This is a genomic window from Streptomyces sp. NPDC028928, from assembly GCF_055564915.1.
Genome location: NZ_JBVHVI010000005.1, coordinates 146,304 through 169,973, shown reverse-complemented (window position 1 = coordinate 169,973; position 23,670 = coordinate 146,304). Strand labels below are relative to the sequence as shown.

20 protein-coding genes and 2 pseudogenes are annotated in these 23,670 nt (G+C 69.7%); 14 read left to right on the top strand and 8 right to left on the bottom strand.

The window, feature by feature from the left end; genetic code table 11:
* Nucleotides 1-716: 716 nt before the first annotated feature.
* On the bottom strand, nt 717-2,075 hold the full coding sequence (locus tag ACZ4U1_RS14420; protein WP_467903195.1) for a hypothetical protein: 1,359 nt from the start codon (nt 2,073-2,075) through the stop codon (nt 717-719).
* Nucleotides 2,076-2,945: 870 nt separating this feature from the next.
* On the opposite strand from ACZ4U1_RS14420, the gene ACZ4U1_RS14415 reads away from it, so the two are divergent.
* The 3 genes from ACZ4U1_RS14415 (at nt 2,946) to ACZ4U1_RS14405 (ending at nt 6,535) form a co-directional block, all read left to right on the top strand.
* Nucleotides 2,946-4,178: a hypothetical protein gene (locus tag ACZ4U1_RS14415; protein WP_467903193.1), complete on the top strand. Its 1,233-nt coding sequence runs from the start codon at nt 2,946-2,948 to the stop codon at nt 4,176-4,178.
* A gap of 203 nt (nt 4,179-4,381) precedes the next feature.
* Nucleotides 4,382-4,645 (top strand): hypothetical protein, encoded by a 264-nt coding sequence (locus ACZ4U1_RS14410; protein WP_467903191.1) that lies wholly within the window; start codon nt 4,382-4,384, stop codon nt 4,643-4,645.
* Nucleotides 4,646-5,137: 492 nt separating this feature from the next.
* A complete protein-coding gene (locus ACZ4U1_RS14405; protein ID WP_467903189.1) occupies nt 5,138-6,535 on the top strand; it encodes an APC family permease in 1,398 nt (465 codons plus the stop codon).
* Between the two features lie 20 nt (nt 6,536-6,555).
* Here ACZ4U1_RS14405 and ACZ4U1_RS14400 read toward each other — a convergent pair.
* Nucleotides 6,556-7,120, bottom strand: a pseudogene (locus ACZ4U1_RS14400) (hypothetical protein); the annotation flags it as partial.
* A gap of 135 nt (nt 7,121-7,255) precedes the next feature.
* Here ACZ4U1_RS14400 and ACZ4U1_RS14395 point away from each other — a divergent pair.
* The 6 genes from ACZ4U1_RS14395 (at nt 7,256) to ACZ4U1_RS14370 (ending at nt 12,710) form a co-directional block, all read left to right on the top strand.
* Nucleotides 7,256-7,396 (top strand): hypothetical protein, encoded by a 141-nt coding sequence (locus ACZ4U1_RS14395; RefSeq protein ID WP_467903187.1) that lies wholly within the window; start codon nt 7,256-7,258, stop codon nt 7,394-7,396.
* Complete coding sequence (kdpF, locus tag ACZ4U1_RS14390) at nt 7,393-7,482, top strand: K(+)-transporting ATPase subunit F (RefSeq protein WP_037802756.1); 90 nt, start codon at nt 7,393-7,395, stop codon at nt 7,480-7,482. Before ACZ4U1_RS14395 ends, kdpF begins: the two co-directional genes overlap by 4 nt.
* Before the next feature lie 9 nt (nt 7,483-7,491).
* Complete coding sequence (kdpA, locus tag ACZ4U1_RS14385) at nt 7,492-9,153, top strand: potassium-transporting ATPase subunit KdpA (RefSeq protein ID WP_467903185.1); 1,662 nt, start codon at nt 7,492-7,494, stop codon at nt 9,151-9,153.
* Nucleotides 9,153-11,294: a potassium-transporting ATPase subunit KdpB gene (gene kdpB, locus ACZ4U1_RS14380; protein WP_467903182.1), complete on the top strand. Its 2,142-nt coding sequence runs from the start codon at nt 9,153-9,155 to the stop codon at nt 11,292-11,294. Before kdpA ends, kdpB begins: the two co-directional genes overlap by 1 nt.
* Nucleotides 11,295-11,299: 5 nt before the next feature.
* On the top strand, nt 11,300-11,911 hold the full coding sequence (gene kdpC, locus ACZ4U1_RS14375; RefSeq protein ID WP_467903180.1) for a potassium-transporting ATPase subunit KdpC: 612 nt from the start codon (nt 11,300-11,302) through the stop codon (nt 11,909-11,911).
* A gap of 115 nt (nt 11,912-12,026) precedes the next feature.
* Nucleotides 12,027-12,710 (top strand): response regulator, encoded by a 684-nt coding sequence (locus ACZ4U1_RS14370; protein WP_467903178.1) that lies wholly within the window; start codon nt 12,027-12,029, stop codon nt 12,708-12,710.
* A gap of 7 nt (nt 12,711-12,717) precedes the next feature.
* Here the strand turns inward: ACZ4U1_RS14370 and ACZ4U1_RS14365 are convergent.
* A pseudogene (locus tag ACZ4U1_RS14365) lies at nt 12,718-12,963 on the bottom strand (RNA polymerase subunit sigma-24); the annotation flags it as partial.
* A gap of 30 nt (nt 12,964-12,993) precedes the next feature.
* Nucleotides 12,994-13,908 (bottom strand): NAD-dependent epimerase/dehydratase family protein, encoded by a 915-nt coding sequence (locus ACZ4U1_RS14360; RefSeq protein WP_467903176.1) that lies wholly within the window; start codon nt 13,906-13,908, stop codon nt 12,994-12,996.
* 400 nt (nt 13,909-14,308) lie between these two features.
* Between ACZ4U1_RS14360 and rpmF the strand changes: the two genes are divergently transcribed.
* From rpmF to ACZ4U1_RS14340, 4 genes are all read left to right on the top strand, one after another.
* Entirely contained in the window at nt 14,309-14,479 is a 171-nt protein-coding gene (rpmF, locus tag ACZ4U1_RS14355; protein ID WP_467903174.1) for a 50S ribosomal protein L32, read from the top strand.
* Between the two features lie 11 nt (nt 14,480-14,490).
* The gene (locus ACZ4U1_RS14350; RefSeq protein WP_467903172.1) at nt 14,491-15,666 is read left to right on the top strand and encodes a GTP-binding protein; all 1,176 of its coding nucleotides are present in this window, start codon (nt 14,491-14,493) and stop codon (nt 15,664-15,666) included.
* A 413-nt stretch (nt 15,667-16,079) separates the two neighbouring features.
* Nucleotides 16,080-16,325: a DUF2283 domain-containing protein gene (locus tag ACZ4U1_RS14345; protein ID WP_467903170.1), complete on the top strand. Its 246-nt coding sequence runs from the start codon at nt 16,080-16,082 to the stop codon at nt 16,323-16,325.
* A gap of 268 nt (nt 16,326-16,593) precedes the next feature.
* Complete coding sequence (locus tag ACZ4U1_RS14340) at nt 16,594-17,061, top strand: SRPBCC family protein (RefSeq protein WP_467903169.1); 468 nt, start codon at nt 16,594-16,596, stop codon at nt 17,059-17,061.
* 307 nt (nt 17,062-17,368) lie between these two features.
* On the opposite strand, the gene ACZ4U1_RS14335 is transcribed toward ACZ4U1_RS14340, so the two are convergent.
* The 4 genes from ACZ4U1_RS14335 to ACZ4U1_RS14320 form a co-directional block, all read right to left on the bottom strand.
* The gene (locus tag ACZ4U1_RS14335) at nt 17,369-18,211 is read right to left on the bottom strand and encodes an RNA polymerase sigma factor SigF (protein WP_467903519.1); all 843 of its coding nucleotides are present in this window, start codon (nt 18,209-18,211) and stop codon (nt 17,369-17,371) included.
* 1,699 nt (nt 18,212-19,910) lie between these two features.
* A complete protein-coding gene (locus ACZ4U1_RS14330) occupies nt 19,911-20,864 on the bottom strand; it encodes a sigma-70 family RNA polymerase sigma factor (protein ID WP_467903167.1) in 954 nt (317 codons plus the stop codon).
* 21 nt (nt 20,865-20,885) lie between these two features.
* The gene (locus tag ACZ4U1_RS14325; protein ID WP_467903165.1) at nt 20,886-22,109 is read right to left on the bottom strand and encodes an NAD(P)/FAD-dependent oxidoreductase; all 1,224 of its coding nucleotides are present in this window, start codon (nt 22,107-22,109) and stop codon (nt 20,886-20,888) included.
* 230 nt (nt 22,110-22,339) lie between these two features.
* On the bottom strand, nt 22,340-22,540 hold the full coding sequence (locus ACZ4U1_RS14320; protein WP_467903164.1) for an SCO3870 family protein: 201 nt from the start codon (nt 22,538-22,540) through the stop codon (nt 22,340-22,342).
* A 302-nt stretch (nt 22,541-22,842) separates the two neighbouring features.
* Here ACZ4U1_RS14320 and ACZ4U1_RS14315 point away from each other — a divergent pair, with 302 nt between their 5' ends.
* On the top strand, nt 22,843-23,655 hold the full coding sequence (locus ACZ4U1_RS14315; RefSeq protein WP_467903163.1) for an amidohydrolase family protein: 813 nt from the start codon (nt 22,843-22,845) through the stop codon (nt 23,653-23,655).
* The last annotated feature ends 15 nt before the right edge of the window (nt 23,656-23,670 follow it).

The window sequence follows — 23,670 nt, the reverse complement described above, 5'->3', positions numbered from 1 at the left end:
GGATCCGCAGCCGGGTGTGATCCCAAGGAACAGGTTGACGAGTACGGTCTCCGGGCCCAGCGCCCGCTGGAGGTCTTCCAGCGGCGTCAGGGACCGGACCGGATCACCCTGTCCCGACAGCGCGTGCAGGGCCAGCGCACTCTCACGGTCGAACGTGCGCCGCAGATTGTCCAGGTACCGGGCTTCTGAGTCGCCCGGGCCGTTCTCCTGCGAACCCGTGTAACACAGCAGCTCCAGGTCCTCACCGAGCTCGTCCAGGCGCGGCGGCGGCGGATCGCCGGCACGCGCCTCCAACTCCGCGATCTGGTCCAGCGTCGTGACGAGCAGGGGGTAGTACGGGCGCGGCCCGGGGACGTGGAGAGCGGCCCCCGTGTGGAAGCCCTTGGCAGCCGTGATCAGGGACCACAGCACCTCGGCGTCGAACCGCTCGCTGACGAGAGCTGCCGCCAGGCGCCGGCAGGCGAGATTGAGGCTCACCGCGGCCTCCTCCTCCACCGCAGTCGGCAGCACCGGCACCAGGAGGAGGCCCAGCATCCCCGCCGCCCGAGTCACGGCGCCCCCGCCCGCTTCCGTGGCGCAGTCGACCAGCAGGTCGACCTCGTGCAGCGCCGGCTCGACGAGGTGGACGCGGCAGTAGCCGAGAGCCGCCTTCCCGTGCGCCTGCACGGCACGGAGCGCATCGCCTCTCTCCTGGTACACGGTGCCCGCGTGGGCTCTCACGTTCGCCGAAAGGTGAAGGACGGCCACGTGTTCCTGGTCCGCGAGGCCGGCGCCCAGCGCCTCGGCGCGCTCGATGAGCCGCACCGCCCCGAGGCAGTCCCGGCGCTCGTACAGGTGCGCCGCCAAGTGGAACAGCTCCGCCGCCCGGTTCTCCGGTGAGTACCGCCGGGGTCTTCGGAGGGCGGGCGAGGGCCGGGATCTTCGGAAGGCGGGCGAGGGCCGGGCTCCTCGACGGGATCGCCGGGTGCCGGGCACGGGCGGGTATCGCCCGCCAGCACATGGACCTGTGCCTCCCACAGCCCGCGCCGGCCCTCCGGATCCGCACGGGTGAAGGCCGTGAGGCGCGGAAGCTCGGCGATCAGCTCACGCAGCAGGTGCCTGTTCCCCTGTTCCCTGAGGAGGCGCGACGCCTGGTCGAGCAACGCCAGTGCGTCCCGGTCTCCGTACCGGCCCGGCAGTTCCGTGACGGGGCACGGGAGGAGATCGGACAGGGAGCGGATCGGAGCCGCCTCACCGTGTGCGGCGAGCAGACGCCGCACCTGAAGGAGGGCGTGCGGCTCGGCCTCCGGGGAGAGCAGCTCCAGCGCCTCCCTGGCGTGGTGAAGCTTCACGTCGTCCATCCACGCCGCGCTGTCGGGCTGGGGCGCGGCACTCTGGATCAGGTTCAGCGTCTCGGCGACCGCGGTGAGGCACCGCCCCCTGAGAGCGCCGTCGCTCAGATCCGCCGCCTCCTCCAGGTAAGGGAGCGCTTCAAGTGCGCAGTCCAGGGCGGGCGGCATGGGCGTGTCCCAGTCCGGCCGTTGCCGGTCGGCGACGAGGACGGACCTGCGCCAGTGCCTCATCATCTGGCGTTGCCCCATGGTGAGGGACGCCGCGATGTCCAGCAGGCCCGCGGTGTGCGGGTGCACGCGCAGAATCCCGGCCGCGAAGAGGGTCCCCGCCAGTTCGGGGACGTCGTGTTCCCTGCGGAGGAGGGCGATCTGCTCGTCCGCGACGCCGCATGCCAGGCGGAAGCGGCCGGAGTCCGGCTCGATCACGAGACCGAGGCGCGCCGCGTCCACCAGGGCGTCGGCTGCGGACCACCACGGGCTCGACCGTGTGCGTCCCCAGCGGACGTCCGACGCTTCCAGAGCGAGCCGGGCGTACAGGTAGGCGTCGATCGGGTGACCGGCGCTCTGGGCGGCGTAGGAAGCCGTCGTGATCCGCTCTGCCTGCTCCACGGAGATCGCCCAGTCCGGAGAGCGGATCCGCTCGACGGCGACGGCCTCCGAAAGATGACGTTCCCGGACGTCGAGCACGAGTCGAACGACCTCCTGCGTCACCGGTTCACCGGAGCGCGCGGTGTTGTCGGGCAACTTGCTCCTCCCTCCCAGCGGTGGGGCGGCCTCGCGCTGCTCAGGGCGGCCCTGTCGTGAAAACCGCTGCTGTTGCACCGTGGCCGCCCACTCTCCGGAACCACCGGGGCCTGCGCCGTCGTGCCGTCCGTCGACACCCTCACCATGCCGCGCACAGCCCCGGCTCGGTCGTCGGCAGGGGATGCGCCAACGGCCCGGCCGCTCTTCGCGCTTCGACGGGCCGGGGCTCTGCCATCGGTACACACGCGCGGGCGTCCGTCCGCCAGGACAGGGCGCCCTCGGTCGCTCCCTGGCCGACGGGCGCCCCCGACTTGAAGCCGGCCCCGGCCGGCAGGAGGACCGCCGGCTCCCCCAGGCGGGAGCGCCGCCGAGACGGCGACAACCTCCCGGCCCGCCGCGGTCATGTCCTTCAGCGAACTCCCCGCGTCGACCGCCGGCAGCTTGCGACGCTCGTACGGGATCTCGTCCAGGTTCAACGGACCTCCCCCGGGAGGAGGCCGGCACCGTAGTACGACACCCCGCCCCGGCACCCCCGCCCCTGTCCGGCGACGCTATCCGGACAGCCGACCGATTGTCAGGAGCGCACGCCGGGGCGCGTTTTCTTGCATCAGGGCGCACACGGCCGTGCCGCGAGCCGGCTGGGTGAGGGGCGGCATGTCCCGCACCCCGCGGGAGGTACTGCCGACGGCGGCACCCTGACGATCCCGGCAGCCGGTGCCACCGCACACCCATGCGCATATGATCACCGGAAGTCCCGCAGGTCGGAGCCTTACGACGGCTGTCGTCCGAGCCGGCGGGGACTTCCCCGGAGCCGAGGGGAGACGGCTCGGGAGGAGTGTTGATCGAGGCGAGTGAGGGAGGGGCACAGCGGTGGGCATCCATACGCGTCGTCCTGGCGAGTACATCAGGCCTGCCGGGCGCATACTGCTCGACGACCACTTCGAGGCGTCCGGGGAGTTCTACGCGTCCGGGGCGTACTACCACCAGCAGTCCCTGAGCGGTATCCCCGCGGGGCAGCGGGTCGAGGCCGAGCTGGTGCCCGAGCCCCACAACCCGTGGGACGCGCGGGCGGTCGCCGTCGACGTGGGCGGCGAGCGCGTCGCCTACCTGCCGGCGACCTCGGCCAAGATGTGGCATGACGTCGTACGAGCGTGGAACGGCGCGGGTTTCGCCGTGTACACCGGCGCCGAGACGAACCGCTGGACGTCGGGCGGCACGGACCGCTTCGGTCTGACCCTGCAGAAATGGGACTGGGGAAGCCTGCTGGAGCTGGCGGAGGCCGCGGGACTGCGCGCCGGCTGGGCGGCCGCCATGGCCGACCTGACCGACGGGCAGCGTCTCGCGCTGCGCGAGGACCGGGGCTACGACCCCGACGAGTCCGCCGTGAAGGCGCTGTGGAACAGGCGCTCCGCGCACCCCCTGTTCACCTGGGGTGCGAAGAGAGACGGGGACCTGACCGAACGGATGCCGTTCTGGTACGGCTACTTCGTCCGCGAGCAGATACGGGAGGAGAACGAGGAACGGCGGGAACGCCTCTGGTTCGCCCGTTCCGTGAAGTCGGAGCTGCTCCGCGCGTTCAAGGCGGAGATCGGCAGAAGGCGGGAGCGGGACCGCGAGCGGTCGCTCGCGCAGCGAGCCGACCAGGACGAACGGGCCCTGCGTCTGCAGAGCGAGGGCCGGCGCGTCGCGGAGATCGCCGCTGAACTGGGGCTGACCCACAAGCAGGCCGAGAACGCCCTGACCCGTGCGCGCAAAGCCGCTGGTGTCACCTCTCGGCGGCCGGAAGACCTCCAGAAGGAGCGCCGCCGCCAGGCGGCCGAGGCGGTCGCCCTCAAGAGGTCCGGGATGGCCCGGGCCCAGATCGCGCGAGCCATGGGCCGGTCCGCCGACACCGTCGACGAACTGCTGAAGGACGGACTCTTCTACGAGGCACCCCAGGACCATCCGGAGCGACTGGACCTCGCGCGGCGCTGCGCCGGGCTGCGGGCCGCGGGGCTGGACAAGGAAGACGTCCTCGCCCGGCTGGGAGTCAGCCGCACGCAGGCGCTGAGGGCGTTCCGGGACGCCTCCTTCCTCGAAACCGATGTCAGACCTGCCCACTAGCTCGGTCGCATGACGTCTCTCAGCCCCGCTCCGTGGTCCGATCACGGGCTCGACCCGCTCCCTCGGCAGAACACGCGGTCGTGTGGGCCGGTAAGCAGCTCTCGTGCGAGGCGTTGCAGCGCCGCGCGGCCGCCAGTGGGCGGGCGACCGTCCGGCTCACCGAGGAACTGCCCGCGCGACGAGCGAGGTGACAGCATGCGGCAATGGAAGAGATCCGCACCTCCCGTGCCTGGATGCGGCTGCGGCCCGAACTCGTCGAGATCATCTACGGAATCCGTCAGGAGCACATGGGCGCCATCGACGACGACACCTTCCGCCGTGTCCTGACGGAGGTGCGCGCCACGGTCCCCGTAGCAGACCTTCCTGCCGTTCTGGAGGCCGCCTTCGGGCGGAATCCCGACGGCACCACCCTCGACCATCTGCGAGCGCCCCGGCCGGTGGATGGTCAAGGAGACGACAAGCCCTAGGGGTGTGGCAGAAGGCTTGGCCGTCGGTGATCAGCGCGTCGAGGCCGGCCTCCTGGAGCAGACAGGGTCTGCGCCACCCCGCCTTGCGTTCCACGCTGCACCCAGCCCTAGGGGGTTTCGTTCGGATCAGCCCGGGTCCGCGACGCCCGGCACGGCACCTCGCCGCGTTGTCGGATCACCCGAGTACGCCCCGTACGCGGGTCATCCTCCGCCTTGCGATGCACCGCACCGGACGCCGCGGCCTGATCCGACCTGATCCGAACGAAACCCCCTGCCCTTTCCGTACTTTCGCGCTTCCATGCGCGACCGGTCTTCCCCGACGCACCTCAAGCCACCGTCCGCAGGTTGCCGGAACCTGGCGATGTTCCCGGCTTGGTGGTGCCCGTAAGTGACCTGTCAAAGAGGCATCAAGCCGCGTTAAGATTCCGCCCGGTGTGCCGGGAAGCCTGGTCGGCGAAGTCTTTTTCACTCCCCTTCAGGAAAGGTCTTCGCGTGGCTACCACCCGCCAGGCTGCCGCCAGGTCAGCGGCCCCCGCGTCCGGACACGGCCGTACTCCACGTCGCTCCATACTCTTTTTCGCCTTCGCCTTCGCGGTGATCGCCGACCCGGTGTCCTCCGTCGCCTACGCCATCGAGGCCGCGCTTCGGGCCCTGCGCGGGGACCAGGCGCTGCTGCTGCCCACCATGAGCCTGGTGATCGGGCTGGTCGTCGTGGTCACTGCCAACTACGGACAGCTCGTCCGCCGTTTCCCGCAGGGCGGAGGCGCGGCCGCCGCGGCGGCCCGGGCGTTCGGCCCGCGCTGGACGTTCCTGCCGATCGGCGCCCTGGTCGTGGATTTCGTCCTGACCATCGGCATCTCGATCGCGGCCGCGGCCAGCGCGGTGATCGCCCTGTTCCCGGGTCTCGCTCCCCTGCGCATCCCGCTGGCGCTGGTCCTGCTGCTCGTGGTGGCCGGGCTGACCTGGTTCGGGCACGGCGGGCGGCTGCTGTTCGCCGTGATGACGGTGGCGTTCGTGGCTGTCTCCGTCACCGTGCTGGTGCTCGGTTTCGTCACGCCGCACGCCGCCGGCCATGCGGCCGCCTCGCACGACCCGGGCCACTCCGCCGTCCTGGCCGTCGTGCTGGCATTCCCGGTGGCGATGGCTCTGGCCACCGGCGTCGAGGCGCCCTCGACCGCGATCGCCCAGCTCGGCCAGCTCGACGACACGGACCGGCGGCGCTTCGGCCGCGGCACGCTCGCCCTGCTCGTGGTGATCGTCGGCGGTCTGACTCTGGCCCTCACGGCGCTCGCCGTGCGCCTGCGCATCGGAATCCCCGGTGCCGACTCCACGCAGATCGCCGACATAGCGCACGCCGCGGCCGGGCCCGGCTGGCTGTACGGCGCGTTCCAGCTGACGAGTTCGCTGCTGCTGCTCGCCGCGGCCAGCTCGTCCTTCCAGGCCGGACCTGGCTTGCTGAAGGCGCTGTCCGGCACGGCCGCACGGCCCGGCGTGCTGCCGCTGGTACTGGGCCGGACCAACCGTCACCACACCCCGTACTGGTCGGTCGTGGTGTACCTGGCTGCCGCAGCTGTGATCATCGTCGCGGCGGCCGGCCGGGAGCAGGAACTCGTGCTGTTCTACGCGGTCGCGGTGTTCGTCAGCTTCTTCGTCGGCCTGGTCGCCATGGCCCGCTTCGCCCGGCGGGAACGCAAGCCTGTCCTGGCCTGGATCAACGGTCTTGCCTCGGCGGCCGTGGGCTTCACTCTCGTGGTGAACCTGCTGCGCGGCTGGCCGGTGCTCTCGCTGGTGGCCACGCTCTTGATCGCCGGTGGACTGTACGTCCGGTGGCACCGGGCCGGCCGGCCCACGGGCATCGAGGACATCGAGGCGAGCGCCGAGACTGCCTGACGAGGCTGGATCCCCCAGGCACCGAGCAACCGGGCGCCGATCACAGCGGTCCGCAAGGTGGAGCGGTGCACGGAGTCGGCAGGGCTGGTGCCGGTCAGTTCATGGATGCGCTCCAGCCGGTCGGCCAGGTCGAGGGTGTTGAAGGCTTCTTCGTAGGAGTGGGCTATCCCGCCGGCACCGGGGTGGGCGCGTCCGATGGCGACGGGGCCGCCGTCGGTGGCCGCGTGCGCCTGCTGGGCGAAGAACCCAGGTCGGCGTCCTGGTCGCCGGGCGCGATGCGGATGAGCCGTCCGTTCTTGGTTGTCAGCAGGATGCGGCGCTCGCCGAAGCGGGTGGCCGACGCGCTCTCGGCCTGCCGAGTGGCGGGGTGGGTGTCGTCGACTGCCGCGGCACCCTGTGCTACGGCGACGGCGTGAGCGCGGGAGAGGAGCAGACCGAACCGTTCCGCCCGCTCCGCCCGGCGGCCCCACTCGCGGCGTGCGGCCTCCTCCTGCCGAACGGCCGGCTTCCGCGCCCGCTCGTGTGCCTCGGCGAACGATCCATGGCTTGTTCCAGGACGCCGAACAGACGGTCCGTCCTGGTGGCCGCCTCGATACGCATCAATGTTGCCGGACCTCGGCAATGCGTGGAGTCGGGCGGTGCGGGTGCGGCCGTAAGGGGTGCGTCAAAGGTGCCGGTGCCGGCGTATGAGGGTCGTCAAGGGCAGCGGGGTCCCGTCGGGTGGCGTGTTTTCTGTTCGGGTCCGATCCGTTTCCGCACCTCATCCAGGAGCTCACGATGGCCGACGTGGCCTTCGTCATCGCCACCGTCGCGGTGTTCGCGCTGGTCGCCTTCTTCGCCAAGGGGGTGACGAAGCTGTGACCGCCGAAAACGTCGTCGGCCTGGTCGTGGCCGTCGCCCTGCTGGGTTACCTCGTCCTCGCCCTCGTCTTCCCGGAGAGGTTCTAGAGCCTCGTCATGAGCCCCGTACTTGCTGACGTGCTCGTGGTGACCGCGCTGATAGGCGCGCTCGCCCTCGTGCACCGTCCCCTCGGCGACTACATGGCCGCCGTCTACTCGTCCACGAAGCATCTCCGTGTCGAGCGGTGGATCTACCGCTCGGTGGGCGCCGGCCCCGACGCGGAGATGCGCTGGCCCGCCTACCTGCGCGGCGTGCTCGCCTTCTCCGCCGTCAGCGTGCTGTTCCTGTTCCTGCTCCAGCGGATCCAGGACAAGCTGCCGCTGTCGCTCGGTTTCAAGCCGATCAGCCCCGACCAGGCGTTCAACACCGCCGCCTCCTTCGTGTCCAACACGAACTGGCAGTCGTACTCGGGCGAGGTGGCGATGAGTCACGTCACCCAGACGACGGGCCTGGCGGTGCAGAACTTCGTCTCGGCCGCGGTCGGCATGGCCGTCGCCACCGCGCTGGTACGCGGCTTCGCCCGCTCCCGCACCGGCGACCTCGGCAACTTCTGGGCGGACCTGGTGCGCGGCACCGTCAGGATCCTGGTCCCGATCTCCGTGATCGCGGCCGTGATGCTCATCGCCGCGGGTGCCATCCAGAATGTCGGCGACATCCACCACATCACCACGCTGACCGGTGACAAGCAGGCCATCAGCCCCGGTGCCGTCGCATCGCAGGAAGCGATCAAGAACCTGGGCACCAACGGGGGTGGCTTCTTCAACGCCAACAGCGCGCACCCGTTCGAGAACCCCAACGGCTTCACCAACCTGCTGGAGATCTTCCTGCTGCTGGTGATCCCGTTCTCACTGCCACGCACCTTCGGCAAGCTGGTCGGCAGTGTCAGGCAGGGCTACGCGATCGTCGCCGCGATGGGCATCGTCTGGTTCCTCGGCGTGGTCACGGTGACCTGGATCGAGTACGCCCACCCGGGCAGCGCGTCGCAGCTCGCGGGCGGCGCGATGGAGGGCAAGGAGCAGCGGTTCGGCGAAGGCAACTCGTCCCTGTTCGCCGTGTCGACCACGATGACGTCGACCGGTTCCGTGGACTCCTTCCACGATTCCTTCAGCGGCCTGTCGGGCGGGGTGCTGCTGCTGGGCATGATGCTGGGCGAGATCGCGCCCGGCGGTGCCGGCTCCGGCCTCTACGGCATGCTGATCATGGCGATCATCGCGGTGTTCATCGCCGGCTTGATGGTGGGCCGTACGCCCGAGTACCTGGGGAGGAAGATCGGTTCCCGTGAGATCACGCTGGCGGCCTGCTACATCCTGATCACCCCCGCGCTGGTGCTGGTCGGTACGGCGTCGGCGATGGCACTGGGCAAGGGCCAGTCGTCGATGACGAATGTGGGCGCGCACGGTTTCTCCGAAGTGCTGTACGCCTACGCCTCGGCGAGCAACAACAACGGCTCCGCCTTCGCCGGCTTCGGGGCCAACACCGAGTACCACAACACGATGCTCGGCCTGTGCATGCTGCTGGGCCGCTTCCTGCCGATGGTGTTCGTTCTGGCACTGGCCGGCTCGCTCGCCGAGCAGAAGCCGATACCGGCCACCGCGGGCACGCTGCGGACCGAAAAGCCCCTGTTCGCAAGCCTGTTGGTGGGCGCGATCCTGATCATCACCGGTCTCACGTTCTTCCCGGCCCTCGCGCTGGGCCCGCTGGCCGAGGGGTTGGCGTGATGACGGCCAACACGCAGAAGACCGACGTAGAGAAACAGGACTCCATGTCCACTCCCACCCTTGCCCCCCACCAGGACGCGCCGACGGGTCACACGTCTCCCGAGGGCCGGGTCGGCGCGGGCCTCTTCGACCCTGCGCAACTGGTCAAGTCGCTGCCGGCCGCGCTCCGCAAGCTCGACCCGCGGGTGATGGTCACATCTCCCGTGATGTTCGTCGTGCTGGTCGGCTCGGTGCTGACCACCGTCTTCTCCGTCAAGGACCCGACGGACTGGTTCGGCTGGACGATCAGTGCCTGGCTGTGGCTGACCGTGATCTTCGCCAACCTGGCGGAGGCGGTCGCCGAGGGCCGGGGCAAGGCCCAGGCCGACACCCTGCGCAAGGCCAAGACCGACAGCGTCGCGCGCCGCCTCCTCGAGGACGGCTCCGAGGAGCGGGTCCCCGGCACCGAGCTGAAGATCGGTGACCTGGTGGTCTGCGAGGCCGGGGACGTCATCCCCGGGGACGGAGACGTCGTCGAGGGCGTCGCGTCGGTGGACGAGTCGGCGATCACCGGTGAGTCCGCCCCGGTCATCCGCGAGTCCGGTGGCGACCGGTCCGCGGTGACCGGCGGTACGAAGGTGCTGTCCGACCGGATCGTCGTCAAGATCACGACGAAGCCGGGCGAGACCTTCATCGACCGGATGATCGGTCTGGTCGAGGGCGCGGCCCGGCAGAAGACGCCGAACGAGATCGCGTTGAACATCCTGCTGGCGTCGCTGACGATCGTGTTCCTCCTCGCGGTGGCGACCCTGCCGCCGTTCGCGGAGTACGCGGGCTCGAAGCTGAGCATGGTCGTGCTGGTGGCCCTGCTGGTGTGCCTGATCCCGACCACCATCGGGGCCCTGCTGTCCGCGATCGGTATCGCGGGCATGGACCGGCTGGTGCAGCGGAACGTGCTGGCCATGTCCGGCCGCGCGGTCGAGGCCGCCGGTGACGTCTCCACACTGCTGCTCGACAAGACCGGCACCATCACCCTCGGCAACCGTCAGGCGTCCGAGTTCGTGCCGGTGCGCGGCACGACCGAGGCCGAGGTGGCCGACGCCGCGCAGCTGTCCTCACTGGCCGACGAGACACCGGAAGGCCGCTCCGTCGTGGTTCTGGCCAAGGAGAGGTACGGGCTGCGCGAGCGGCACCGGGGCGAGCTGGCACACGCCGAGTGGATCGAGTTCACCGCCCAGACCCGCATGTCCGGCGTCGATGTGGACGGCAGGAGGATCCGCAAGGGAGCTTCCGCCTCCGTGATCGCGTGGGTCGAGGAGCAGGGCGGCACAGTCGCCGAGGACGCCGACAGGATCGCCAACCGCATCTCCGAGGCAGGCGGCACGCCCCTGCTGGTCGCGGTCCAGGACAACAAGGGTGCCCGCGTGCTGGGTGTCATCCACCTCAAGGACGTCGTCAAGGAGGGCATGCGGGAGCGGTTCGAGGAACTGCGCCGCATGGGCATCAAGACGGTCATGATCACGGGTGACAACCCGCTGACCGCCAAGGCGATCGCCGAGGAGGCGGGCGTCGACGACTTCCTCGCCGAGGCCACCCCCGAGGACAAGATGGCCCTCATCAAGCGGGAGCAGGCCGGCGGCAAGCTGGTCGCCATGACCGGCGACGGCACCAACGACGCGCCGGCCCTCGCCCAGGCGGACGTCGGCGTGGCCATGAACACCGGCACGTCGGCCGCCAAGGAGGCCGGCAACATGGTCGACCTCGACTCCAACCCGACCAAGCTGATCGAGATCGTGGAGATCGGCAAGCAACTCCTCATCACCCGGGGCGCGTTGACGACGTTCTCCATCGCCAACGACGTCGCGAAGTACTTCGCGATCATCCCCGCGCTGTTCGCGGCCGTCTACCCCGGCCTGGACAAGCTGAACATCATGCAGCTGTCCTCGCCCGACTCCGCGATCCTGTCGGCCGTCGTCTTCAACGCGCTGATCATCATCGCCCTGGTGCCGCTGTCCCTGAAGGGCGTGCAGTACCGGCCGGTGAGCGCGGACAAGATGCTCCGCCGCAACCTTGCGGTCTACGGCCTGGGCGGCCTGATCGCGCCCTTCATCGGCATAAAGATCATCGACCTGCTCGTCTCTCTGATCCCCGGGATCGGGTGAAGGACATGAACAACTCCTTTGTGAACTCCGGGCGCACGGGCTGGGCCGCGCTGCGCATGCTGCTCGTCCTCACCGTCGTGACCGGTATCGTCTACCCCCTCGTCGTCACCGGCATCGGGCAGGCCCTGTTCCACGACAAGGCCAACGGCTCGATCGTCAAGGTCGACGGCAAGGAGCTCGGCTCCTCGCTCATCGGCCAGAGCTGGAACATCAAGGGCACCGACAAGCCGGACCCGAAGTGGTTCCAGGGCCGCCCGTCCCACAGCGACTACGACCCGCTGGCCACCGGCTCCAGCCAGCTGGGCGCCGGTGACGCGCGGTTGGCGAAGGCGGTCGAGGCGGCGAAGAAGCAGGTCGCCGAGTTCAACGGCGTACCGGAATCGAAGGTGCCCGCCGATGCGGTCACCGGCTCGGCCTCCGCCATCGATCCGGACATCTCCAAGGAGTACGCGGAGATCCAGATCAACCGGGTGGCCAGGGAGAACGGCCTGTCCATCGCCCAGGTCCAGAAGCTGGTTAAGGACCACACCGACGGCCGTACGGCCGGCTTCATGGGCGAGCCGCACGTCAACGTCCTGCGACTCAACATCGCGCTCAAGGAACTGGCCCAGAAGTAATGGGCTTACGGAAACGGGCGGCCGGGAGTCGGCGAACCGGACACCTCCGGCCCGCCGTCTCCCGCCGCCGCCCCGACAGCACGGATCACGCCGACAAGAGGAAGGCCGCACACCGATGACCCGGGTGCTGGTGGTGGGGGACGGCCCGCAGCTCGTACAAGCCCTCGTGATCAACATACAGGCCCGCCGGTACGGAGTGGACGCCGCGCCCGACGGCGCCACCGCACTCCGTCTGGCCGCGGCCCGCCAGCCGGACGTGGTGATCCTGGACCTCGGACTGCCCGACATGGACGGCGTCGACGTGATCACGGCCCTGCGCGGCTGGACCCGCGCTCCCATCCTGGTCCTGTCCGCGCGCCGCGCCTCGGACGAGAAGGTCGCCGCTCTCGACGCGGGCGCCGACGACTACATCACCAAGCCGTTCAGCATGGACGAACTCATGGCACGGCTGCGAGCCTCCGCCCGCCGTACCGAAGAGACGCCCTTCGTCCCCGAGACGACACTGGTCAAGACCGACGACTTCACCCTCGACCTCCTGGCGAAGAAGGCGACGAGAGCCGGCCTGGACGTACGGCTGACCCCCACCGAATGGCACCTGTTGGAGATCCTGGTCACCCACCCCGGCCGCCTCGTCACACAGAAGTACCTGCTGCAGGAAGTCTGGGGCGTCTCCCGGCGCGACAAGACCAACTACCTGCGGGTCTACATGGCGCAGCTACGCCGCAAACTGGAAGCGGACCCCGCACACCCGCGCTATCCGATCACCGAGCCGGGCATGGGCTACCGCTTCGAGGCATGACCGCGGAGACCGCCCGCTCCGGCGGGCTGAGCCGCTCCGACAGCAGCAGCGATGCCATCCACACCGAGTCGGCCGGCTCCACCGAGCGGGTCCTCGCACGGATCGCTCAGCGGCCGCTCGGGGAACCACGGACCCGCGTACGCCTCCCTCCGCACGCACGCGGAAGGCAGCACGTTGATCGAGATCCGGGTCACCGCTGCCGGCAGGCAAGCCTGGCCGACGTGGGTCGGGTCACCGAGTCGTTGCAGCGCAGCGGCCCCAGGCGGCCGCCGGCAGCAGATGATCACGCCAGCTCCGTGCGGAAACCCTCACGCCACGACGGGAACCGCGGCTCCCAACCCAGCTCCCGCCGGGCCTTGGCGTTGGAGAAGCCGCGCCCCTCGGTCATCATGCCCACCACCATCTCGCCGGCCAGCAGACGGGCCAGCCACGCCGGCAGCCGTCGCGGAGGCTTGGCCCCGGCGCACTTCGCGAGATAGGGAAGCCACTCGCTGACAGGAGCCGGCTCGTCGTCGACGATGTTGAACACGCCCTGCGCCCGCTGCTCCACCGCCAGGACGGTGGCGCTGGCCGCGTCGTCGATGTGCACCCACGACGTGTAGCCGGTGCCGCCCCCGACGAGCGGGAACAACCGCTTGCGCACCATCATGACCTGGTCGTCGTTGGCGCCCGGCCCGTAGAAGCCGCCGTAGCGCAAGGCCGCGCCACCGGCCCTGACGACCACGGTCTCCAGATGGCTGATCGCCTTCGTCCCCTCCACGATCTGCAGCGGGTCCTCCTCGGTCTTGACCCATCCGCCCTCGCGGATCCCGTTGAAGCTGGCGTGGCTCTGCGCGACGACGTGGGACACGCCGGCCGCCTCGGCAGCGGCCAGCAGATGGTCGATCCCCTCGGTGCGCAGCCGGTTGGTGGTCTCGAAGAAGCGGCCGGCCTTCCTCATGTCGGGCTTGCCGGCGTGTGTCTCGGACAGGCCCGTCATCTGGTTCACGAGCACGTCCGGCCGGGCCGCGGCCACCGCCTCGCCGACCGACACCGCGTCCAGCCCGTCCATCACCACCCCCTGGGCACCCAACTCCACGAGCAGGGCCAGCTTGGCCGGACTTGTCGTCGTGGCCGTCACCTGATGGCCACGGGCCACCAGCTGCGGCACCAGCCGACGCCCCAGGACCCCGCTCCCACCTGCCACGAACACCCGCATGACCATCACCTTCCCGAACCCGGAGTCTGTCTCCGACACACCGGAGACGAGCCAGCCCGGCCCGCTGTGACACGGGAGCGGCGGGAAGGGCCGGAGGAGCCGGAGGAGTTCCCCCGATGGATCTGACGCTGAAACGGTCAGTTGGCTCAGCCGTGCCCTGCATGGGGGTCGGTGAGGAGGTGGCGAGGGTCTGCGGCCCGGTGATGGCTGCCTCGACGGCAGCCACCCGATCGGTGAGAAGACCGGGCGCGGCCCGCGCTGGTGCGCCGCCACTTGACGGCGAACGCGGTGCATGTGAGCGGTGCATCCCATCGCCGCTGTACGCATCACCGGGGGACCCAATTGGAAACGAGATCCATTTTCATATAGCGTTCCCCGCAGTGATCCGAGGAGGAGAATCATGGCTGTCCCCAAGCGCAAGATGTCCCGCAGCAACACCCGTCACCGCCGCGCTCAGTGGAAGGCCGCCACACCGACGCTGGTGCCGGTCACGATCGACGGCGTACGGCACCTCGTACCGCAGCACCTGGTCAAGGCGTACCGGCGCGGGCTGTTGCGCCCCGAGGGCTGAAGGGGACGGGTATGAGTCACGACCGGCTGCCGGTGACCGTACTGTCCGGCTTCCTCGGTGCGGGGAAGACCACGCTCCTCAACCATGTGCTCGGCAACCGCGAGGGGTTGCGTGTCGCGGTCATCGTCAACGACATGAGCGAGGTCAACATCGACGCGGCGCTCGTGCGCGGCGGCGAGGCGGCGCTGTCGCGGACCGAGGAGCGGCTGGTCGAGATGACCAACGGGTGCATCTGCTGCACGCTGCGCGACGACCTGCTGGTGGAGATGGACCGGCTGGCCCGCGAAGGCCGGTTCGACTATCTCCTCATCGAGTCCAGCGGCATCTCCGAGCCCATGCCGGTCGCGGCCACCTTCGCCTTCGCCCGCGACGACGGCGCCACTCTCGGGGACCTGGCTCGCCTGGACACCATGGTCACCGTCGTCGACGCCGCGAACTTCCTGCCCGAACTGGAGAGCGGAGACGAGCTCGTCGAGCGCGGCCTCGACCAGTACGAGGACGATGAACGGACCGTCAGCGACCTGCTGATGGACCAGATCGAGTTCGCCGACGTCATCGTGCTCAACAAGCTCGACCTGGTCGACAAGACCACCGCCGACGGGCTGCGGGCGACGCTCACCCGCCTCAATCCGGTGGCCCGGATCGTTCCCGCCGTCCACGGACGTGTGCCCCTGAAGAACGTACTCGGCACCCGGCTCTTCGACCTTGAGCGGGCTCAGCAGGCCCCGGGCTGGGTCATGGAACTCAACGGCGATCATGTCCCCGAGACCGAGGAGTACGGCATCTCCTCCACCGTCTTCCGCGCCGAACTGCCCTTCCATCCGCAGCGGTTGTGGCGGTTCGTCACCGAGGAGATGGACAGCGGCGCCTACGGACGGATCCTGCGTTCCAAGGGCTTCTTCACCCTGGCCAGCCGCCCGGGTGTGACGGGCCTGTGGTCCCAGGCCGGCTCCGTGGCCCGCTTCGAGCCCTCCGCCGCCCGTGACACCGACAGCCCGGCCGCCCAAGAGCTGGTCTTCATCGGCACACACCTGCATGCCCAGGCCCTCCACGCCACGCTCACCGACTGCCTGCTGGCGGACGGCGAGGGCCCGCCGGCGGAGGATCCGTTCCCCGCCTGGGACACGTACGGTATCGAGGACACCTGCGACCACGAATCACCGGAACTCGTGGCGCGGAGGACCTGAGGCTCCGGGCCGGGCGGTGAACGCAGCCACGGCACCGCCCGGCCCGGTACGGGCGATACGTCCGGTACTTCCAGTCAGCGGTTCGGGAGGCAGTCCTGACGCAGCCCGACGTACCAAATCCTGCTCAGCGAACTTCTGCGCATAGGCATTGGGCATCACCTCTTTCACGGTGATGTCATCGATGCCTTGACCAACCGTCCCTCAGCCAGCAGGCGGCAACCGCTCCCCCGCCCGGGGTCAAGCTCCCGGCGAACAGGCCACGGCCACCACCACGTCCTGGCGGCTGGCCTCCTGCGCAAACCCCGTTGCCGCACCCACCGCATCACCGGCATCGTCAAGCCTTCCCAGGCCTTGCAGCTTGCAAGAGCAGACAGAGCCAGCCGCCTCGAACGCGTCGAAGGAGCACACCGGCCATGGCAGATGTCAACGTCACCTACGACAAGACGGCGGACGCCGCCTACGTGTACTTCACGGACCCACAAGCCCCAGCGCACGCAGCGCACATGTACCCCTGTGACCCGGTACAGGTCGGCGGCATGATCAACCTCGACTTCGACAAGCAGGGACGCCTGATCGGCATCGAGGTACTCGCGGCCAGCTCGAAGCTGCCCACGTACCTGCTCCAGTCAGCGCAGCGTCTGGACACCGAAGGCGCATGACCCGGCCCGGCCAGGCGCCACAGCCCCGAAAACACGTCCCGGCAAGCCTTACGGCCGGCAATGCGAGGTGATGGCGGCACGGATGGTCTTGCGCGCGATCAGCGGCGGCAGACAGGGCCGACAGCTCACCAAACGGACCGAGACCCGCCTGGATGCACCCTGGCAAGACACCACCTCCTCGGAACACCCTGGTTCCCAGAGTGGTTTGGCCCTGCGGGTCGGCCGATGAGGATGAGCCCGGCGGGAACCTCAGTCCTAGAATCGGGCCATGGGAAGGACCGACCGCGCCAGCAGGGTGATCGCGGCCCCACCGGCGACCGTCTACGGCGCCCTCCTCGACCGGGAGTCCCTCGAGGCCTGGCTGCCGCCGGACGGCATGCGCGGGCGGGTCGAGCAGTGGGACCCCCGGCCTGGTGGCGGGTTCCGAATGGTCCTCTCCTACCTCGATCCCACCGACAGCCCCGGCAAGACTTCAGATGCGACGGACGTCGTCGAGGTAGGGTTCGCCGACCTGATGCCACCGGAGCGTGTGGTGCAGCGGGCGGTGTTCGAGTCCGACGACCCGTCGTACGCGGGCACCATGACGATCACCTGGCACCTCACTGCCACTGGTGAGGGGACCGAGGTGACCGTCACGGCCACGGACGTGCCATCCGGCATCGACCAAGCAGTCCACGAGGCCGGGATCGCCTCCTCGCTGGCCAACCTGGCGTCGTACGTCGAAGCAACCGACTGACTCATTTCGGCTGCGCTCCAGGCCGGCCACGTCGAGGAAGCGGTCGAGCACCACACCCGTCATCACACCACCACCTTCTTCCGGCGCTCGGGCCCGCACGACAGGTCGCCGTGCCGACGCGGGCGCAAGCGCAAGCGCAAGCGGGGCGTGCTGCCGCCGCTTCAAGTGCGGGCGCCTGCCGTGACCGTCTTCCCGGCGGGCACCTGCACGGGGTCACTACGCCGGCATCCTCCGCGCTCCGCGCTCCGTGCTCCGTACTCCGTACTCCGTGAGAACGCGGCATCGCCCTGCTGCCGGGCTCCGACGGTCAGGTGGTGCTGAGCATGCCTTCGCGCAGGCGGGTCAGGAGACGTGTGATGAGGCGGGACACGTGCATCTGGGAGACCCCGAGGCGTTCTCCGATCTGGGCCTGGGTGAGTTCCTCGACGAAGCGCCAGTGGATGATCTTGCGGTCGCGTTCGTCGAGTGCGGAGATCATGGGGGCGAGGGAGTGGAAGTCCTCGACAAGGCCGAGGGCGGCGTCCTCGTCACCGATGAAGTCCGCCAGCGCGGCCTCGCCGTCCTCGCTGCCGGCGATCGCCGCGTCCAGGGAGGCCGACTTGTAGCCGTTGGAGGCCAGTTGGGCCTCGACCACCTCGTCCTCCGGCAGGCTCATCAGTTCGGAGAGTTCCTTGGTCGTGGGAGTCCGGCCCAGTCGGCTGCGCAGTTCCTCGTTGGCGCGGGCGAGTTGGACGCGGGCCTCCTGGAGTCGGCGCGGGACGTGCACGGCCCAGGAGGTGTCGCGGAAGAACCGCTTGATCTCACCGACGATGTAGGGAACGGCGAAGGAGGTGAACTCGACCTCGCGCGACACCTCGAACCGGTCGATTGCCTTTATCAGGCCGATCATGCCGACCTGGACGATGTCCTCCATCTCCTCCGGCCCCCTGCTGCGGAACCGGCCGGCCGCGAAGCGGACCAGGGACATGTTCATCTCGATCAGCGTGTTGCGCGCGTACTGGTGCTCGGGCGTCCCCTCCTCCAGCACCGCCAACTGGTCGAAGAACAGCTTCGACAGCTCTCGCGCGTCCTTCGGCGCGACCTTGGAAGGATCCGCGATCTCCGGCACGTCCACGGTCGGCTCGGCAGCCTGCGTGCTCGTCGTCGGCATCATGCGCCCCTCCCAGTTGATCGGTTCTGTCTCGCCGGTCTGTCGTCCGGCAAGCACCCGCCTACCCCGGACTTCGACCGGCATTCCCCGAAGCACCCGTCAACTCCGCCCGGACGGTCAGCGCGCCGGCGCCTCCGACGGGATGCGACCGGACCAAAGAGGCGTCCGTGCCGGCTGCCGTGCCCCTGGAGCAGGCGCAGCCCCTGTCTCTGCCCCTGTCCTGTCCCGGCAGGCCGAGTCGGCGCACAAGTGGCGCAGGTGGGGGTGGTAGCCGGGGTAGTCGGCCACGACTGTGTCATAGGTGCGGGAGGCGTGGCGGGAAACCCCCGCCTGCGGTGATCCCCATCGACATAGCGACCGGGCCCGGTGCGGCAGGGCCGGTTCAGCGGCCAGGGCGGTGGCGTCGGTGCGGTGGTACATCCCGGACCGGCCTCGACCGCAGCCGCCCGCACGGGCTCGATGTCGCCGCCCAAGCAGGTGTTCAGTACCCGGCGACGGATGTCGACCAGCGGGACGGGGCACCCCAGGGGAACCGTGGAGCGAGGTGTAGACCGTCGTGACTGTGCGAGGGGGGACGTCCAGGCGGGGCAGCAGCCGTGCGGCGGCGCCGACACCGGTCGCCACGACGACGGCGCGCGCCGGCAGCTCCGTACCGTCCGCCCTGCCCCCTCCCGGCCGGCGAGCCGTGCCACGGGGGCCGAGGGCCGAGCCGCACGGTGCCCTCGGGCATGACCATGGCAAGGGGCGTGGGGGACGGACCGCACGCCGAGGGCCGGCAGGCACAGCGCGCCGCGCAGCATGCTTCGCCAGACCAGGCACTACCCCCGTCCGTTGAGGACCGTACCGAGTGGAGCGAGGAGCGGCCCCGGGCCGTTTCCAAGGCTCTGTCCGCAGCTCCGTGAATCATCTTGCGGGTGCAGCGGCAGGTCACGTGCAGCGTGTGTACCGGAGTGTCAGGTCATGCGGGCATCTGCGGATCTTCGCGTCCGAGCATGTCGGCGAGGGAAGTCCCGGTTCGTGCTGCCGCGATTCGACGTGCTCGCAACTGGGCTCGGGTGCGGGGGCGGAACTTGGGCTCCTTGCCACAGCCGCAGGGTTCACGGCCCTCGTAACGCAGTCCGGCGTCCAGCACCGCGGCCACGACGGTCCACGCCTTGGTGTCCCGGCGCCGTGGTGCCGCAAAATCATGGCCGGCGCAGAGCATTGGCTCGGCGCATCGGGTGCATCGGTGTCCGCCGGGCCCGGGGTGCCGCTTGAACGCGACGCGGCAGGGCACGCACACGTAATGCAGCTTGTAGGGCTTCTCGGCGTAGTAACACACGAGACCAACCTACCCGGCACGGTGACGGCTGGCGAAGACTCGGGCAAGGTCGCAGGTCCGGGCGAGGCGCACGCTCCAGGAGGTGATCTTGCGAGGGCTGGGCATGCCGGCCGGGCCCGTTCGGCGGTGCGCGCTCGCAAGGCGGCGAGGTGTTCACGGCTCCAGGACGCCGCTGGGACGGCGGTCGCTCGGCGCGTCGGCACGCTGAGCGCCTTCGCGAGTGGGAGTACGAGGCTGAAGCGGGCAGTGGGGTGCTGAAGCGCCGACTTGCCCTTGCCGGTCCGGCACGGGCAGCCCGCTCGGCAGCGCAGGTGGCCGCAGGCGCACCGCGGGGTGGTCGCCCGTGAAACAGGCGACCACCCATGAAACGCCGGCGCTTCACCACTGGCTGATGAGCGGCGTGTCCGCTTCGTGCTGCCGCCAGGCTTCGGCGAGGCGGGCGAGGCGGGTGGGGGCGGCGATGCCGCGCACGGTTGTGATCCTGCCGCCCGCGATGTCGAACGTCACGGAGCCGACGACCTGGTCGCCGACCACGAAGAGGAGGGCGGGGGTGCCGTTGACGAACGCGTAGTGGATGGCGGGCGTGCCGCCGGCCAATCGCCGTTTCGCGGATGTGGGGGTGAAGCCGGCCCGTGCCACGGCGGCGATGCGTTGCGCAGTGTCGTACCGCAGCAGCTTCTGGGCCAGGCCGGCGCCGTCGGAGATCGCTGTCGCGTCGTCGGTGAGCAACGCCACCAGCTGTTCGATGCGGCCCGAGGAGGCGGCGTCGAGGAACTCCTCGACGATCCTGCGGGCGGAAGCCGGGTCGACTTCGCCGGCGCCACGGCGTGCGGCGGTGATGCGGCGCCGGGCCCGGTGGAGGTGCTGCTGGCTCGCGGACTCGGTGATGCCGAGGACCTCGGCGATCTCCGCGTGGCTGTGGGAGAACGCTTCGCGCAGGACGTAGACGGCCCGCTCGATGGGCGACAGGCGCTCCATGAGGGTCAGCACGGCCAGAGAGACCGATTCACGTTGCTCGAACGTGTCGGCCGGGCCGAGCATCGGGTCGCCGTCGAGAAGCGGTTCGGGAAGCCAGGCGCCGACGGCGCGTTCGCGGCGGCCCTGTGCCGAGCGGAGCCGGTCCAGGCACAGATTGGTGACGACCTTGGTCAGCCATGCCTCCGGCACCTTGATCAGCTGCCGGTCGGCGGCCTGCCAGTGCAAGAAGGCGTCCTGTACGGCGTCTTCGGCGTCGGTTGCGGAGCCGAGGAGACGGTACGCCAGGGAGGCCAGCCGGTTCCGGCTGGCCTCGAACCGAGGCGTGTCGAAGCGATCGGTTGCGGTGCTGTCCACGCGGACCACCCTAGGCGGCGGCTACGCGACCGCCCGCTCGGCGGACGTATGCGAGGACGTCTGCGCGGACGTGTCCGGGGTGGCGGCCAGGCGGCGCTTTCGCTTGGGCAGGCCGAAGGTCGGGTGCGAGGTGGCCCACAGCGAGGCCTTGAGGATGCCCGCCTTGATCCGTGCGGCCTTCCGGCCGCCCACGTACTTCGGCTTCGCCTGTGCCGCGTCGTCGATCATCTGCAGGATCCCGTCCCGCCGACCGAGGCTGATGTGGTTGCCCACGTACTCCAGCTTGGTGTGGGGGATCGTGCGGCCGGTCAGGCCCCCCACGATCGCGGCGGCCGCCTGCGTGCCGGTGTAGCCGGCCGAAGCACAGGACATCGGCAGCGGCCGCCCGTTGTCGCCGACGGCACAGACGCTGTCGCCGGCGGCGTAGACGTTCGGGTGCGAGACGGACCGCATGGTGCGGTCGACGACGATCCGCCCGTTCTCGGTGACCTCCAGCCCGCTCGCGGCGGCGATGGGGCTGACCGCGAACCCGGCCGTCCACACGGTCGCGTCGGATGCCAGTGCGGTGCCGTCGGCGCACACCACCCGCGCCGCTTCGACGGCCTCGACGCATGTGTGCTCCAGGACCGTGACACCCAGCCGGTCGCAGGCCTGGCGCAGGTGGCTGCGGGCTCCGGCGGAGAGCGGAGCGCCCAGCTCGCCGCGGGCGATGAGCGACACCGACAGCCCGGGCCGCGACTCGGCTAGTTCGGTGGCGGTCTCGATGCCGGTCAACCCGTCGCCGACGACCAGCACACTCCCGCCTTCCCCCCGCCTGCCCAGGCTGTCCAGGTGCTCGCACAGGCGCAGCGCCGAGGGCCGGTTCGCGACGTCGAAGGCGTGCTCGGCCACGCCGGGGACGCCGCGGTCATCGACGTGGCTGCCAAGCGCGTAGACAAGCGTGTCGTAGCCGATCTCGCCACCGCCGTCGGCGTCGGCCACCGCGACGACCTGGCGCTCGGGTTCGACGGCGGTGACACGGGCCAAGCGCAGCTGTATCCCCGTGCCCGCGAAGACATCGGCGAGCTTTGGAGTTTCGATCTCCTGGCCGGCCGCGAGCTGGTGAAGCCGCAGCCGCTGGACGAAGTCCGGCTCAGCGTTCACCACGGTGACCTCGATGTCGGCCGGGGACAGCCGGCGGGCCAGGTTCCCGGCCACGTAGCACCCGGCATAACCGGCGCCCAGGACAACGATGCGGTGCTTCATGTGCTGCTCCTGTCGGTTCGCTTGCTCCCTCGGTGGGTTGAGCGGAGTAGCTCCCCGATCCCTGACAGGAATTCCATGTGATGTGGATCACAGAGCGACAGGGTCATCGCGAGGCCGGCTCGGGGCGGGCTGCCACCCGGCCGAAGGCGCCGAGTACCAACCAAGCCGTGCAGAGGTGCGCGGGCACCAAGGCATCAGCTCTGCGCCCGCCACCCTTGCCGCCGGGGAACTCAGTTGGAGTGCGGCCGACCATCACGGATCCACGTCACCACAATCAGAGCCGCGGTGACGTACATCATGACGCTGAAGTTGGCCACGGATTCGACGTACTGCTCATAGCCGGCCGCGCGGAGCTGGAGCGCGAAGAAACCGAGCACCGTCCCGAGCGCCGCGATCGCGGCAGCCAGGGAGCCGAACGGGACCTTCGACATGGAGGCTTCCTCCAAGGTGTGAGACGACTGGCCAATACCAGACTCTACGTGCATAGGGTCAACGCCTCTTTCGCTGCCCTGAGTCGAGCGGGCGGGACACTCGGCAGCACCTGATGAAGCATCAACTCGCCACGCTCGACAGCCGTCGTTCGCCGGCAGCAGGCCACAGGAACTTCAGCAGCTGACACTTGGACTCTCTGGCCAGCACTTGCGGGGCTCGACCGACCGGAGTCAAGATAAGCGATCGCTTAGTCGCTTCCGGTCCGTACGGTCGGCGACGTGGGAAGAGAGGCAGGGAAACCGTGCCGGTCATCGACGTGTGGATGCAGCACCCCACGCTCCGTCACTCGAACCACCAGATGTTCGAGTCATTGCGCCGGTGGACGGGGCAGGGGCTGCTGGATGAGCCGTTGCCGGTCAAGACCACGGTGGCCGCGATGACAGCGGCCGATGTGGAGATCGGACTGTCGGCAGCCTGGTACGGCCCGCACGAGCCGTTGATCAGCAATGACGAGGTGGCCGAGTTCGTAGCGCAGTCCGACGGACGCCTACGCGGGGTGGCCGGGGTGGATCTCACCCGACCGGTCCAGGCCGTGCGGGAACTGCGCCGCGCCGTGGAGGAGCTCGGCTTCGTGGCCCTGCGGATCGTGCCCTGGCTGTGGCAGCTCCCGCCCACCGACCGGCTGTACTACCCGCTGTATGCCGCCTGCGTCGACCTGGGCATCCCCTTCTGCACCCAAGTCGGCCACACTGGTCCGCTGCGCCCGTCCGAGACCGGCCGCCCGATCCCCTACATCGACCAAGTCGCCCTCGACTTCCCTGAACTGACCATCGTGTGCGGGCACATCGGCTACCCATGGACCACCGAAATGATCGCCGTGGCCGACAAACACGCCAACGTCTACATCGACACCAGCGCCTACACCGCCCGACGCTACCCGCGCGAGCTGGTGGACTACCTGCGCGGCCGGGGCCGCAGGAAAGTGCTGTTCGGCACGAACTATCCCATGATCACACCCGCCCAGGCGCTGGAACACCTCGGCGCCCTCGACCTGGACGACGAGGCCACCGAGCTGTTCCTGTCCGGTAACGCTCGCCGGATCTTCAACCTCTGACCGAACCAACTCAGT